The sequence below is a fragment of the Fictibacillus marinisediminis genome (assembly GCF_023149135.1).
GTDB lineage: Bacteria > Bacillota > Bacilli > Bacillales > Fictibacillaceae > Fictibacillus_C > Fictibacillus_C marinisediminis.
In genome coordinates, this window is sequence record NZ_JAIWJX010000002.1 from 903,414 (window position 1) to 918,156 (window position 14,743).

At 41.5% G+C, this 14,743-nt stretch carries 16 protein-coding genes; 11 read left to right on the forward strand and 5 right to left on the reverse strand.

Going from position 1 to position 14,743, the window contains the following annotated elements; all coding sequences use genetic code 11:
• The first annotated feature begins 10 nt into the window (after positions 1-10).
• On the forward strand, positions 11-709 hold the full coding sequence (locus LCY76_RS05015; RefSeq protein ID WP_248251704.1) for a TerC family protein: 699 nt from the start codon (positions 11-13) through the stop codon (positions 707-709).
• Positions 710-783: 74 nt separating this feature from the next.
• On the opposite strand, the gene LCY76_RS05020 is transcribed toward LCY76_RS05015, so the two are convergent.
• Genes LCY76_RS05020 through LCY76_RS05030 form a run of 3 tightly spaced genes read right to left on the reverse strand, consistent with a single transcriptional unit; the run spans position 784 to position 3,480 of the window.
• A complete protein-coding gene (locus LCY76_RS05020) occupies positions 784-1,764 on the reverse strand; it encodes an ABC transporter permease (protein WP_248251705.1) in 981 nt (326 codons plus the stop codon).
• Positions 1,757-2,668, reverse strand: coding sequence for an ABC transporter ATP-binding protein (locus tag LCY76_RS05025; RefSeq protein WP_248251706.1), 912 nt, complete (start codon positions 2,666-2,668; stop codon positions 1,757-1,759). The genes LCY76_RS05020 and LCY76_RS05025 overlap by 8 nt, the downstream gene beginning before the upstream one ends.
• On the reverse strand, positions 2,665-3,480 hold the full coding sequence (locus LCY76_RS05030) for an SGNH/GDSL hydrolase family protein (protein WP_248251707.1): 816 nt from the start codon (positions 3,478-3,480) through the stop codon (positions 2,665-2,667). The genes LCY76_RS05025 and LCY76_RS05030 overlap by 4 nt, the downstream gene beginning before the upstream one ends.
• Before the next feature lie 207 nt (positions 3,481-3,687).
• Here LCY76_RS05030 and LCY76_RS05035 point away from each other — a divergent pair, with 207 nt between their 5' ends.
• The 3 genes from LCY76_RS05035 (at position 3,688) to LCY76_RS05045 (ending at position 6,199) form a co-directional block, all read left to right on the forward strand.
• Positions 3,688-4,062 carry a hypothetical protein gene (locus tag LCY76_RS05035; protein WP_248251708.1) on the forward strand — a complete coding sequence of 125 codons (375 nt, stop codon included), beginning with the start codon at positions 3,688-3,690 and terminating at the stop codon, positions 4,060-4,062.
• A 56-nt stretch (positions 4,063-4,118) separates the two neighbouring features.
• Complete coding sequence (locus tag LCY76_RS05040; RefSeq protein ID WP_248251709.1) at positions 4,119-4,445, forward strand: ArsR/SmtB family transcription factor; 327 nt, start codon at positions 4,119-4,121, stop codon at positions 4,443-4,445.
• An 806-nt stretch (positions 4,446-5,251) separates the two neighbouring features.
• Positions 5,252-6,199 (forward strand): formate/nitrite transporter family protein, encoded by a 948-nt coding sequence (locus tag LCY76_RS05045; RefSeq protein ID WP_248251710.1) that lies wholly within the window; start codon positions 5,252-5,254, stop codon positions 6,197-6,199.
• On the opposite strand, the gene LCY76_RS05050 is transcribed toward LCY76_RS05045, so the two are convergent.
• Positions 6,193-6,648, reverse strand: a complete 456-nt coding sequence (locus LCY76_RS05050; RefSeq protein ID WP_248251711.1) for a hypothetical protein — start codon at positions 6,646-6,648, stop codon at positions 6,193-6,195. The genes LCY76_RS05045 and LCY76_RS05050 overlap by 7 nt on opposite strands.
• 133 nt (positions 6,649-6,781) lie before the next feature.
• Here LCY76_RS05050 and LCY76_RS05055 point away from each other — a divergent pair, with 133 nt between their 5' ends.
• On the forward strand, positions 6,782-7,288 hold the full coding sequence (locus LCY76_RS05055; protein ID WP_248251712.1) for a TraR/DksA C4-type zinc finger protein: 507 nt from the start codon (positions 6,782-6,784) through the stop codon (positions 7,286-7,288).
• 20 nt (positions 7,289-7,308) lie between these two features.
• Here the strand turns inward: LCY76_RS05055 and LCY76_RS05060 are convergent, their stop codons facing one another.
• Complete coding sequence (locus tag LCY76_RS05060) at positions 7,309-7,971, reverse strand: phosphatase PAP2 family protein (RefSeq protein ID WP_248251713.1); 663 nt, start codon at positions 7,969-7,971, stop codon at positions 7,309-7,311.
• A 535-nt stretch (positions 7,972-8,506) separates the two neighbouring features.
• Between LCY76_RS05060 and LCY76_RS05065 the strand changes: the two genes are divergently transcribed.
• The 6 genes from LCY76_RS05065 (at position 8,507) to LCY76_RS05090 (ending at position 14,743) form a co-directional block, all read left to right on the forward strand.
• Positions 8,507-9,172 carry a C40 family peptidase gene (locus LCY76_RS05065; RefSeq protein WP_053355457.1) on the forward strand — a complete coding sequence of 222 codons (666 nt, stop codon included), beginning with the start codon at positions 8,507-8,509 and terminating at the stop codon, positions 9,170-9,172.
• A gap of 163 nt (positions 9,173-9,335) precedes the next feature.
• Entirely contained in the window at positions 9,336-9,557 is a 222-nt protein-coding gene (locus tag LCY76_RS05070) for a hypothetical protein (RefSeq protein ID WP_062236429.1), read from the forward strand.
• 202 nt (positions 9,558-9,759) lie between these two features.
• A complete protein-coding gene (locus LCY76_RS05075; protein ID WP_248251714.1) occupies positions 9,760-9,969 on the forward strand; it encodes a hypothetical protein in 210 nt (69 codons plus the stop codon).
• Between the two features lie 218 nt (positions 9,970-10,187).
• Entirely contained in the window at positions 10,188-12,446 is a 2,259-nt protein-coding gene (locus tag LCY76_RS05080) for a glycoside hydrolase family 2 protein (RefSeq protein WP_248251715.1), read from the forward strand.
• A gap of 18 nt (positions 12,447-12,464) precedes the next feature.
• Positions 12,465-13,748 (forward strand): ABC transporter substrate-binding protein, encoded by a 1,284-nt coding sequence (locus tag LCY76_RS05085; RefSeq protein ID WP_248251716.1) that lies wholly within the window; start codon positions 12,465-12,467, stop codon positions 13,746-13,748.
• A gap of 62 nt (positions 13,749-13,810) precedes the next feature.
• The gene (locus tag LCY76_RS05090) at positions 13,811-14,743 is read left to right on the forward strand and encodes a carbohydrate ABC transporter permease (protein ID WP_248251717.1); all 933 of its coding nucleotides are present in this window, start codon (positions 13,811-13,813) and stop codon (positions 14,741-14,743) included.

Sequence of the window (14,743 nt, forward strand, 5' to 3'; positions counted from 1 at the left end):
AAATTAACCAATGGATTTTTTTACGGCAGAATTCTTTTCTGCTCTCTTATCCATCGTCATTATCGATCTGGTGCTAGCAGGCGACAATGCGATTGTGATAGGACTTGCAGCAAGAAACTTGAAAAAAGAGCAGCAAAAAAAGGTAATCATCTGGGGAACGGTTGGGGCGGTGATTATTCGTGCGCTGGCTACGATGGCGGTCGTCTGGCTGCTTAAAGTACCAGGATTGCTCCTTGCAGGAGGACTAATCCTGATTTACATCGCCTATAAGCTTATGGTGGAAGACAAGGATCATGATATTAAAGCTCAGGATAGTATCTGGGCAGCGATCAGAACCATCATTATCGCAGATGCGGTAATGGGTCTCGATAACGTACTTGCAGTAGCAGGAGCTGCTCATGGTGACTTCCTGCTGGTCATCCTTGGATTACTTATTTCTGTTCCTATCGTTGTATGGGGAAGTACACTGTTCCTGAAACTCATCGACAAGTTTCCATTTATTATTACGATCGGAGCAGGAATCCTGGCTTGGACTGCTGCTAAAATGATTGTTGGGGAACCGTTCCTAAAAGAATATTTCAGCAATCCGTTCATTAAATATGGATTTGAAATTCTTATCATTGCCGCTGTCGTTCTAATTGGATTAGCGAAAAAACGTTCTGGCGCCAATCAAAAGAATACATCAGATACACCGGAACGCGGAGTTTAAGTCAATAAAAAAGCTGGAGCAGATCCTATCTGCTCCAGCTTTTTTTGTTATTTCTGGTGCCAGGCACCCGTATCTTAATATACATCCCTTTTCGTAAAGACAGCGAAGGCGACTATGAGGCCGCCGGCAGCCCAAGCCAATAGTACACTTAACGAAAAGCCGAGGGACATTCCTTCAATCGGAGTAGCCATGCCGCTGATATAATTAGTCAGGGCTAAATTCACCATGAATAGATATTTAGCGCTTTCCCATGAAGATACCATATTGGAAAGAATAGCACCGGCGATCAATGCTGCCAGCATGATTCCCATAACTGCAGCAGTACTCCTCAACAGTACAGATAGCATAAAGGTTAATGTTCCAACAACAAGGCATACATACCATACCAGACCGAATTCCATCAAAACATATTGCCATTGAGGAATGAGATGAACGTTGTTTGTCAGCAGTTCTTCACCCTTTGGACTGAATCCGGTCAAAAGAGGCATATCCCATCCTCCATAGCCAAAGACTAAACCTGATATAGTGTAAGAAAGAAAGGCCACTGCTGTTACAATAAGCGATACTGATAATAGGAGCGCTATATATTTGCTCAGTAAAATTTTCCACCGTTTCACCGGCCGGGTGAGAAGGAGCTTGATGGTTCCCCCGCTTGCTTCAGAGGAAACTAGATCTGCTGCAGCCACCATAACAAGAAGCGGAAGAAGCAAAGTAATTGAATTTTCAACGAAAACTCTCATGAACGTTGGAGCACCTGGAGCCTGGGGATTAACATCATGATCGAGATAATATTGCTGCTGGGCCAAACGAATTTTTAAATATTTTCTCCAGTCATCCTGTAGCCGGCTTGAACTTAGACGGTTCTGTGTGTCAACAATCTCCTGCTGGAGCTTCGTACGCCAATCTGCATTCCCAAGCTTCTCCTGAGTGGTCTTTGCCTGCTGGTATTGAGCATACGTAAAAAGGGGGACGAGGGCAGCAATAATCAGGATGATGACAAACAGCCGCTTTTTTCTGAACAGCTTCAGCAATTCATTATGAACAAGTTTAGTCAATATGCTCTCCTCCTGTAAGTTCTAAGAAAAGATCTTCAAGGGCAGGGAGTTTCGTTTTCATCTCTTTTACTTCAATCCCGGCGTTAACAAGTATCCTGTTCCAGTTTCCTATTTGATTCTCATCGTATAATGTGATAAGCCTGCCGTCTGATTCTGTCACAGTTGTAACTTCTTCAAGCAGAAGCTTCGCTTTACCCAGCGGTTCTGCACTCCAAACAACCCGTTCCTGTTCAGCCAGTAATGATTCTACAGTGTCGATCGTGATGATGCTGCCCTTCGAGATTATGGCTACACGGTCACACATCAGTTGAATTTCGCTAAGCAGGTGGGAGGAAACCATCACGCATAATTTCTCCTTTTCAGCCAGGAAGCGGATGAACTCTCTCATTTCACGGATTCCTGCAGGATCAAGCCCGTTGGTCGGTTCATCAAGTATAAGCAGTTTTGGGTTGCCAAGCAGGGCTTGGGCTATTCCGAGACGCTGCCTCATACCCAAAGAATAGGTACTCACTCTATCATTTATCCTGTTGCCCATATCTACGAGTTCGACGACTTCTTGAAGCCTGCTCTCATGGATGGAGGAATCCATACGGGCAAAATGTTCAAGATTCTCCCAGCCTGTTAAATAAGGATAAAGCTCAGGGTTTTCAACAATGCAGCCCAAGTCTTTCATCGCTTCCCCGAACTGGGTCTGAACGTTCTTTCCACCGATATAGATCGATCCTGATGTGGGCTTGATCAGCCCGACAAGCATGCGGATCGTGGTTGTTTTTCCGGCCCCGTTCGGTCCAAGAAAGCCAAAGACTTCACCAGGATATAATTCAAAGGAAAGTCCTTTAATGATTTCTTTTTTGCGGATGGTTTTCCGCAGGTTGCTAACGGAAAGAGCAGGTGATTGGCTCATTTCTTTTCCTCCTCGCTGAAATGAATGAGGGAAGCAGTGCGCTCTCCGATTAATTGATAGCCTTCTTTATTCGGATGAAAATGGTCACTGAAAAGATAGTCATTCACATTAAGTTCAAAAAGATCAAAGGTGGGGACATAAATAATATTGGGATAAGCAGCCGCCGCGTTAGCGGAATCAAAGTTCCATTTCCGGACGATGCTGGACGTTTTCTTGGAATCCTCCATATCGCTGAATGGGTTGTAGAGCCCAACATGATAGATGGTCCCAGTCTTGTTAAGCGAACGAATTTCCTTGTATAGTTCTTTCAGGTTGTTAAGGTAAGCTTCTTCTGCTTTATTGATGCTCTGCGAATTTAGCTGCTGAAGAGCTTGTCCGCCGCGGAATAAATCGTTGCCTCCGATTGTAAGCAGGATGACATCAGCGTTTTTAATCTGGCGTTTGATCTGCTGCTGGCTGATCTGGTCAAGAAGTTCCTTTGATGTTTGCCCTTTTATAGCGGAATTGGAAAGCTCAATCTCTTTTTTTGTTTTCTTTGCTAATTCTTCTTTCAAGTAACCGATGTAGCCCTTGCCATCAGGGTCGCCAGTGCCCCTTGTCAAGGAATCTCCTAATGCTGCAATGCGTAAGTTCCTGCCCGTTCCATCCGCTGAATCGCTGGCAGTTTTACCGCTGTCTTGTTTAAGGGTATCCATCCGCTGGCCGCCAGCTGAAAAAAACTGGTCCTGTATGACCCAGGCAAGTCCCGCAAGCCATAAAAAAGCTGATAAAATGGAAAGAGCTGTGATGAGAGACAGACCTTTTTTTCTCACAAGACCATCCTTTCAAATACTAATTACATAAAGCATAGCAGAGAAACTAAAAATTTCTTACTATTTTGCATATGTTTTCCTTCCTTTGTATTGTTCCACTCCTCTGCCTTGTCTAAGCAGCTGTCATAAAAAATGCTGGTTAATGATACAGAGGGGAGAATAGAGAGGGAATAACAGCAGGCAACAGAAGCAGCCGGGTGGTGAAATATGAAAAAGAAATATCAAAACAGACCGATTGCCATAGTGGTCATGACCATGGCAGCCATCTATTTTTTTATAAGCCTGAATCCTCCGCTTTCCGTGGTGGGTGAACATAAGAAATCAGCCAATGAAACATGGATGGAAGTAAAGAACGAAGGCTGGTTTTCATTGAAGGTAGATGCCTTGTATGTGAATAACAATGAGGTTCCTGCCGAAGCTTCTTTTTTGGCAGCTGATAAATTTATACCGTTAAAAAAGCAGACAATTCATTCAGGGGAAGAAAAGAATATACGGATTTTTTACGAGGTGCCTTTAAAAAGGATTACCGTAGCCTACAGCTTCGGCGGCATTTCTTTTATACGTTCGTTTTCAATCTTTTAACCAATTCAGCTTTCAATGGGTATGATCGAATACATGAGTGTAAAGGGGGGATTTTGATGGATTCAAAAACTGACTTTAATAATGAAGAATACGTTCAGTTAGATGAAGAAACGCTGTTTATTGTCTCACAGACGTTCAAAGCGCTCTCTGACCCTACCAGGATACGGATTCTGCATCTGCTTTCTCAAAAAGAATGCAGTGTGAATGAAATAACAGAGGCTTTGTCTCTTTTGCAATCTACAGTTTCTCATCAATTAAGATTTTTAAAGAACTTGCGTCTTGTGAAGTTTCGCCGTTCAGGGACCACCCTGTTTTATTCCATGGACGATGGACATGTCATTGATCTACTTAAACAGGCCATACATCATGCGAGCCATGACTAAGCTTGTTGTTGAGGAGAAAAGAAAAGATTTTGCTGATTTTATGAAGGTTTTATATTGTTTTTGTTGAATTTTGAGAAAAAAGCAGGAATTCTATAAAAAAACCTGTTCTAAAAGGCAGAAGCAAGCAAAAACGCTTAAAATCAGATGAAATAGATTATTCTGAATATTTTAATTTATCATCACATAAAGTATTATAAATGTAACAAAAGAAGGGAGTAGATTCCAATGAAGAATGTTAGCGAAGCATGCTAAACAAGCCTATACAAATAGTTAAACTATTTAACAGGCACAGTATGCGGGTCTTCAGAGTCTGCCAAGCAACAATTATCCATACATCCTTTTTAAAGGCGTGATTCCAATGAAAAAAGTTAGCGAAGCATGTCAAAATCATATCCACTAAAAAATCAGCCCGTGAAAACTGATTTTGAGATATGTGGACATGTGGGAAACCAAAAATGGAAACATTAAAACTTCAGAGGACGTGGTTCCGATGACAAAAGTTAGCGAAGCATGCTAGGATCATGGCGCAATAGGAAATAGTACGTGAAAACTATTTTCGCATCATGTGGGCATGTGGGAAGCCAAAAAGGAGAAAATAAACTGAAAGATGCAAGTCTGCAAGTGATGCAAGGCATGTGTTCTAAGTAAAGAAAGGAAAATCAACAAGTGAATAGCAAGTATTTTAAATAAGGCGCAAGTTTATGTTAATTTACATAAACAGCGTCTTATTTTTGTATTTTAAATAAGACGCTGTTTGACGAGGAGGACTTGAAGGGAAACTAAGTTACAGGAAATGGAGGTCCCAAATGAATAATAAATCCGAACATAAAAACGCGCATCCTAAAACTCCCCAAAAATATCCTGAGCGACAATATTATTTCCCTGCCCAAATCGTTGAAACGTTTATTAGAAAAGGAAAAGAATCCATACAAACCACTTATTTGGCACAATTAATTCTATCCAGTCTGGCAGGAGCTTTTATCGCTTTTGGAGCTCTAGGTTCAGTATTATTGACAATGGACATTGAATCGGCCGGCATTGTGAATTTAATGGCTGGTATCGGATTTATGATTGGCTACGCGATGGTCTTTTTATCAGGTTCCATATTATTTACGGAAGTAAACATACTCTTGCCCAGTTATATCATGCAGAGCAAGTTTTGGATCAGCAAAAAACTGCTGTCCTTTTGGTTTATCTGTTACATTGGAAATTTTGTGGGAGCTCTATTTGTCGGTTTTCTTTTAAACCTTTCAGGCTCGCTGCACGATGAATTCTATGATTACCTGCTCACATTCGTAGAAAAGAAAATGGAATTTACACATAGAGGAACATGGGGCTGGTTTCAGGTTCTTTTTTCAGGTATTTTGGCAAACTGGCTAATCGGAGCAGCAGCGGTTCTTGCTACCGCCGCAAGAGATGTGGTTGGCAAGATTCTCGGTATTGCTCTGCCTGTTATCATTTTCGAAGCCGGAAACTTTCAGCACGCTGTGGCCAACATGGGCTATTTCAGTATATCCGTCCTTGAAGGCTTTGATATCAGCTGGTATAAGTTTATTCTGCTTAATCTGGTTCCAGCAAGTATCGGCAATCTAATCGGCGGCGGTATACTTGTATCTCTGCTGTTGTCATATGCTTACAAAGAAGAACTAGATGAGGGGGTTCTGAAAGAGGAAGAAGAGGCAATTGAGGAAATGGAAAACAAGAAAGAAGCACCCAATGGAAAACCAGCTGGAGAACCAGCTGGTCATCAATAATAAGGATAAGGGTAATAAGGATACGGATAGTAATAAGGATATAGGGAGAGTGCAGCTATAGCGGCAAGGGGAAATATCCCTGGAAAAAACCTTCTTCCAAACCATGGCCGGCCAAAAAATACACGATTTTCTTCATTGTCCCCTCTTCCCATAGCCCCCTGCTGCCCCTGCATTCCTTGTTGCACTTGCATTCCTTGTGTTCCCTGCATGCCCTGCTGGCCTTGCATTCCTTGCTGGCTCCCTTGCCCGCCCTGTTGCGGCTGCTGAATGTCCTGAGGAACCATCATATGGAGATTCTGGCCATCCACATTTGTTATGATCCCTTCCGTTTTCTTGCCATCATGCATGGTAATAATCACATGAAAATACAAGTGCTGCTTACAAAGATGGTGCATCTGTGCCCAGTTTCTTTCATCCGTCTGCTCCTGATTATTGTAATCTTCCACCATAGGCAATCAACTCCTTCCAACACTATTTTTATTTTTTAAAAAAAAGATTATGTCTGTCCAAAGAGGTTTGTGCGTGTTATTTCATTAGAAATAGGGTAAATACTAACCACAATAGTGTATGAGGAGGAACAGCATGAGCTTATCTAAACAACAAATCAACGAATTAGAACAAAATCTGCTAAAGATGAAAAAACAGCTAGAAGAACAGCAAGAGCTGAGGGAGAAAGATGAAAGCCTGCAAGAGTCTACCGGGGAGATCAGCTCATATGATAACCACTTTGGTGATATGGGGAGTGAGTTATATGACCGCGAAATGGCAATGGCGCTTGATGAAAATCAAGAGGAAACTCTTGAAGACATTAACGAAGCGCTCCAGCGCATTGAAGAAGGCACCTACGGAAAATGCGTGGACACGGGAGAGGAGATTCCTTACGAAAGATTAAAAGCCCTTCCTTATGCAAAACGGACGGTCCAGGCACAAGAAAAGGCTGATGAGGAAGGGAAAACAGATGATTATGAAATAGGTGAACCTTCTTTCGTCAGGAAGGGTGAAGGGAAGTATGAAGACAGCAGAATGCAATCGGTTGACGAGATAATGGAGACACACGGAAATGCTTCTAATAAAGGAGAGGACGCATAATAAAAAAGCAGCCTGCCCAACTATCGGGGTTCGGCTGCTTTTTTGTTCTTTGAATAACGTTTATTCGTGGCGTAGGACAACATAGGTTTAAAATAATAAATTGTATTAAACAGGATATTACCGAGAAGGATTCCGGCAAAAGCATCTAGAACTACGTGCTGTTTAATGAAGAGTGTGGAAAGAATAATCAAGTATCCTGCAATGTTGACAGCGAAAATTCGTACTGGTGTTTTTGTTTTGCAGTATCTTATTGCAATGACCATTAAATAACTGCTCAGGACATGAATACTTGGAAAGCAATTAAAGGGTTCATCAGCTGAGTAAATATAACGGATAACATTTGTGAGAACACCGCTGCCCTCTATGGCAGGCCTTGGAACCGTTGTCTGAAAGAAATAGTAAATGACATAACAGATGGCCATCCCGATCGTTAAGCTCAACAGCGTCTTGAAATATAAGGATCTGTCATAGATAAAAAAGTAAAACAGCATGCCAAAAATGAAAAGGTACCAAAAAACATACGGAATAATAAAGGCTTCAATAAAAGGAATATGCTGATCAAATGATGTAATAAGACTCCTTGCTCCCCGATCTCCGTTATTCAGCAATTCATAAAAAGTATGCAGAAGAGGAATAGAGAGCATCAATAACAAAGGAAGAATATGGGATTTTAATTTACTCAATAGTCACTGCTCCTTCAATTCAAAAAAATCATATTTAATAATTACCATATTATACCATATCGTTTGCTAGAGTTGGGATGGTTCTTGTTAATGGCTATGTAATATTTATACCAAAAAATAGTCATACACTAGCTTATCATAACGTAATGAAGGGCTAGAGGCATCCTTTTTTTAGTGACAAATTATTTAACGATTTGTCTTCTTTGCATTATACTTCCCTAAAAATTGAGGGAAAGAACATCATTCAAGAAACAAATCAGCACAATAAGGTCTTTTGACATTAGGTATTAAGACCTGTTATTGAAGATTGGTAGTCATATTGTTACAATTTATTTTACTGAATTTAGCTTAATTTGACAGAAAATATGGAATTCATTAGGTTTAATGTCATAAAAAATCGGGAATTCTATTAATTTGTAATATATCTGTAATCTTTCTAAAATGTTCGTGTCATATTTTGTTGGTAGAATCTAATTAAGTTAGCAAGGAAACAAATACCAACATTGGTAATACAGATTTTAGGGGGATACATGCTTTGAAAAAATTGGTAGCGGCAGCGGCACTATTAGGAATGATGGCTTTCAACCCGATCGTAGGGAAAGCAGCGCTTGGCGATCACACTTTAAAACAAGGTATGACCAGTAAAGATGTGCAGCAATTACAAACTGTCCTTAAGAAAAAAGGATATTTTACATACAAAAAGACGACTACTTACTATGGTACATATACGAAATCAGCTGTAAAAAAGTTTCAAAAAGCAAAAAAACTTAAAGCGGATGGCGTGGCTGGAAAAAGCACGTTCAAAGCACTAGGGGTTAAAACAGCTGTTAAAAGCACTTCATACAGTTCATCAGGTTTGATCAGTACGGCAAAAAGATACATGGGTGTTCCTTACCGCTGGGGCGGAACAACACCTAAAGGGTTCGATTGCAGCGGCTATATCAACTATGTTTTTGATAAATCGGCTGGAATTGACTTGCCTAGAACGGTTTCCGGAATCTATTTAAAAGGTACATCTGTCAGTACTCCAAAAGCTGGAGATGTTGTATTTTTCCAAACGTATAAACATGGTGCTTCCCATGCTGGAATATACATCGGAGACCATAAGTTTATTCACAGTTCATCTTCTAAAGGAGTAAGCATTGCTTCAATGCAAAATCCTTACTGGGCACCGAAATTCCTTGGCGCTAAAAAAATATAAGTACGAAACAGGCAGACTCATTCTGCCTGTTTTTTTACGGTTTAAAGGCTTTTTTTATTTTTTTTGTCATATTGTTTAACTTTTCTGAATATTATAGTATAATCTATCATATCATGAATTGGCCTTAATGCAGTTTACCTTCCTGTTGAAAGGAGTGTTAGGCATGTATTTTGGTGAAACTGTCAAAATCAACCGTTTTGACGGGGAATACTTTGAGGTGAACCACAACTGGCTGATGGATATTGTGTGGGACAAATATCACATGCCGCTGCGGGACTTTTTGGATTCTTATGATAGAAGGGACAGTGATTATATTTTAACGCTGGCCGAACAGAATACTTTACGTTACGAATTGAAAAATGATGAAAGCCGCTTAGTTTTATAAGCGGTTTTTTTTGTGATGTAAAAAAGTATAATATTCAGCTTGCATAGATGTAATGTCTAGCTCCAGCGCCCAGGGCTGAAAACTTGGTTCTTGTTTTCAGCATAAGTCCTCGAGGGCGCTTGCGCTTTTCTTACTTTGTCTTGTGGCATACCTCTTCACCTCCTCATATCATATGAGGAATGTTAGGCGAGGAGGATGAATTATGGCAAAAAAAAAGGCAAAAAAGATCTCTAAATATGATCAGGCGGTCAATAAATATGCACATACTCTAAAAATGGTTACCAGTTCCACCTGCCTGTCCTGCAAAACTCAATGTGCGAGGGGATTGGCCTATATAGATAAAATGTCTAAACCGGGAGCGGTCGGCCAAGGTGTCCCCTGCCATCTTACAAAAGGAAAAGGTATGAAATAAGTGATGTCTCTCTAACTTAGCACATCTTCCCTAAGGATTTTGTTTGTGTGAGGGTGTGCAGCCTTTTTTTAGTTTGAAGGACGTTTGCATCCATAAAAAGGTGTTTATGTTAATTCATCGCCGGGAAAAGTTCAGAATAGTGAAAACATAAATGATGTCTCTGTCCCATAAAGGCGATAATAACTATAAACTATATAAAACAAAGTCAGGTGATACCCATGAGCAGAGAATGCAGAGAAAAATTAAGTTTAAATGGCATATGGAAATGTGTTCCTGATGAGGATAACCGTATGGAAGGAAACATTAGAAACAAGCCTGTATATCATTCAGAAGAACTAACTTGGGAGGATATCCATGTTCCAGCACACTGGCAGAAAGCGGGATATGAGGATTTCCAGGGAGTCATGTGGTATAAAACTGTCTTTCGTGCTCCGTCACTAAAGAAAAATAAGATGTTCTACATTTGTTTTGATGCTGTTGATTATTATTCAGAGGTTTGGCTCAACGGAGTGTATCTTGGAGCTCATGAAGGAGACTTTGATTCGTTTGAATTCAATGTCTCTGATTTTCTGGAATATTGCGGAGAGAACACACTGGTAATCAAAGTGACTTCTGAATTGGATACAAAGCCCGAACGTAAAAAAATTGCCAAGGGAGGCCTTTACCATTGGGACTGCCTTCCGGTGAAACAAGAAGGGCTGACAGATTGTCCAGAAGTTCCTTCTTCTGTGAATGCCCATTACCCAAATCCTCTGGTCAATCCGGGAGGAATATGGAAAGGGGTTTATCTTGAAGAACGCTGCAAGGTACATATTGAGCATATTCAGGTGACTCCTTATCTAAAAGATGAGTATAAGAAAGCCACCATCTACCTTGATGTAGAAATACAGAACAATAACAGCAAGGAAGCCAAAATTGACGTGGAAGTTTCATTCTTGCCCCATAATTTCAGAGGGAAAATATACAGATGGAAGCCTCAGAGCTATTTTCAGAGACCAGGTACGAGCAGCTATTCAATGACTGATCAGCTGTCCAACCCCAAATTATGGTGGACATGGGAGCTTGGATTTCCTCACCTGTATAAAGCTGTGATTGAAGTGTGGGTAAATGGGGTATTGGTAGACAAGAAGATTCAAATATTTGGAATCCGCGAAATTAAAATGGATGAAAAATGGATCTTTTATCTCAATGGAACAAGGGTGTTTATTAAAGGAAACAATTATTTGTCCGACCAGTTCCTCTCTCTTATGACAAAGGAATCCTACCAGCTTGATGTCCAAATGATGCTGGATGCCAACATGAATACCACCAGGCTTTTTGCCCATGCCGAACAGGAAGAGTTTTATCAGCTGTGCAACGAAAAGGGTATCATGGTTTTTCAGGATTTGCCGTTTCAATGGGGCTATGAATCTACGGGTCTTTTTATAAAAAGAGCCGAGGATGTTTCACGTCGTTTCGTTAGAATGCTGTATAACCATCCTTCGATCATTTTATGGTCCTGCCACAGCGAATCCCGCTATCATGACTACAACAAGCTGGACAATATGCTCTTGCGTGTCGTAAAGGAACTCGATAGTCTGCGGCCCGTTATTAAAAATTCGGTGCTCGTATCTGATAAGGAACTTCCTCATTTTTTTGAGACGCTGGATGACTTTACCGACTATATCGGTACGCATTTAAGTGTGCACTGGGTCGGTTGGTATTGGGGCAAAATTGAGGATGCTGAGTTTTATAACCCGATGTTTGTAACAGAGTATGGAACCCAGTCTATTCCAAATGAAGATTCCTTGAAGAAATTTATGAATCAGGAGTCTCTCTGGCCGGTTAACTGGGAGATCTACCGTACATGGGGCTTCCAGACCAATATTTATCAGTCGATGATGGGGTCGGTCATGACTCAGTCCCTTCAAGAGCTTATCGACATTACACAAGATTATCAGGTTCAGTTCTACAAGGAGCATACAGAGGCGTTAAGGCGAAAGAAATACAATAAAGTAAGCGGGCTTCTTCAGTTTCACTTTGTTAATACAGGACCGTCCATCGATTGGTCCATCATCGACTATTACCGCCAGCCTAAAAAAGCTTATTTTGCTATGGCTAAAGCTTTTGAACCGCTGCATCTGTCCTTTAACGGCGAAGTTACGGATGGGGAGCTTGGAAAGACAGCTACCGTAACTCCTTGGATCGTGAACGATTACAATGTTACATTTGAAAACTGCGAAATAGCCTACAAGGTGTTCCTTGAAGACGGCACCCTGGTCGATCAGCAATGTTTGCCTGTTCCAAAGATAGAGAAAGATTCAGTCCAATCATTTGAATCTTTAATCCTTCCGGTCTCATCCGGCACTACAGTAAAAGCAACAGGTCAATTGAAGGATTCGAACGGTAAGACTGTCATGGAAAATGATAAAATCATCCGCTCGCTTCCGGCAGAGGATGAAGTGCAAAATCCGTTCAAATCACCAATACGATTATAAAATGAGGAGGCAAAACCGATGAAAAAGGGATTGTTGCTGCTTTTTTGTCTTGTATTGGCTTTATCCATGTCAGCCTGTTCCAATGACAACCAAGGAGCGTCAGGAACAGAGAAAAACGGAGAAGTACAGCTGAAAATGTGGGCGCATCAGGGACAGCCGAAAGAAGTCGACTTTTATAAAAAACGTATTGAGGAATTCAATAAAGCTCATAAAGGAAAAATTCATGTTAAGCTCGATATCATTCCAAGCGGTGCAGGTCACGCCTATGAAGATAAAATCAATGCTGCTGCAACATCGAACGGGCTGCCGGATGTTCTTGATATGGACGGGCCTTTTGTCGGGAACTATGCAGCAACAGGGATTCTGGCTCCCATTGATGATTACGTAGAGAAAAAGGACAAGCAGGATTTTGCCAAATCCATCATCCAGCAAGGTACATATGACAGCAAACTATACGCACTTGGGGCAATGGAATCATCCATTGTGGTCTTCTATAACAAAAAATTGCTGAAAGAAGCCGGAATTAACGCTCCGGAATCATTAGACAAGGCATGGACATGGGACCAGTTCATGGACGCCTCGAAAAAACTGACTAAAAACAACGTCCGCGGGCTCACGATGCATATGGATAATGGCGTCGGGGAATGGCTCACTTACATGGGTTCCGTATTTGTATGGTCCAACGGCGGCCTCTTGCTCAACAAAGATCGCACTAAAGCTGACGGCTATGTCAATGGCCCGAAATCGATAGAGGCAATGAACTATGTCAAAGATCTGTTTAAGTCAAAAGTTGTGAGCGTTTCCAACGGGCCGACGGATTTTGAAGAAGGAAAGGCGGCCATGATGCTTGGAGGTGTGTGGCTGATTCCTGGCTTTGAAGAGTATAAAAATCTGGATTGGGGAATGACCTATTTCCCTTACAGCAAAAAGAAAACCTCACCTTCCGGATCTTGGGCATTTGGTGTGTCCAGCCAGTCCAAACAGCCGAAAGAAGCAGCCGAGGTTGTAAAGTGGATGAGCAATAAGGATTCTGTTGTAGAAATCTCCAAGATAACCGGAATGCCGCCGGCACGCGAGTCCGCGTTTAAAGAGCTGCCTGAATACGATAAGCTCCCTAAAAAGATCATTAAAGACCAGGTGCTGAACACAGCAAAAGCCCGTCCGGCAACACCTGCCTATCCGGTCTTAACCGCTAAATTTGCTGAAGCTTTTCAAGCGGCTGCCTTGGGGCAGGATGTAAAAAAAGAACTTGATAAAGCAGCGAAGGATACAGACAGAGAACTGGAACGATTCAAAAAATAAAACAGAAAAGGAGTGATGGATTCACTCCTTTTCCTGTACCTTTTGCAGAAAGGAGAAACAGGATGGAACCCGTTCCACAAAAAACAAACGTCGATCACCCATTACCTACGGTAAGCCCGAAGCAAAGGAAAAGAAAGAATTTGTTTGCCAGCTATGGGTTCGTTGGCCCGGCGATGATTCTGCTGTTTGTCTTTCTCATACTGCCGGCCATTTTGGCACTGTACTATAGCTTTACAAACTATTATTTGCTGACCCCTGAAAAGATGAAATTTGTAGGAATGGAAAACTACAAGCGGCTGGCGGAGGACGATATCTTTTTAAAATCCTTGGGAAATACCGCTCTTTTTGTCGTAATCGTTGTCCCCGTACAAACCCTTGTCGCTTTGGCACTGGCCCTTCTTGTGAACCAAAAGGTAAGAGGCATCAAATTTTTCAGGATGGCTTTTTTTGCTCCTGTTGTCACTTCAATGGTTATTGTTTCCATCCTCTGGACATTCATCTATAATCCGGACAACGGATTGGCGAATTCCATCTTAAATATCGTGGGAATCGGTCCGTTTCAGTTTCTTACAGACAAAGACCAGGCGATGTATTCTATTATTTTTATGAGTATTTGGCAGGGGGCCGGCTATCAGATGATGATCTTTCTTGCAGGCCTTCAGGAAATTCCGGACCATCTCTATGAAGCAGCCTCCATTGATGGGGCGAACGCTTGGCAAAAGCTCATCAACATCACCATTCCCGGCATTCGGAACATCCTGGTATTTATTGCGATTGTAACGATGATTGCTGCTACTAAACTCTTTATCCAGCCTTTTGTCATGACGCAGGGAGGCCCTTTGGATTCTACGAAAACGCTCGTTTATATGGTATATGAAACAGGCTTTAAGTTTAGGGATGTTGGATATTCATCAGCCATCGCAATTCTTTTCTTTGTGATCGTGCTGGTCATTTCCATTCTGCAGCGAAAGTTTATTAAAGAATCTACAGAATAG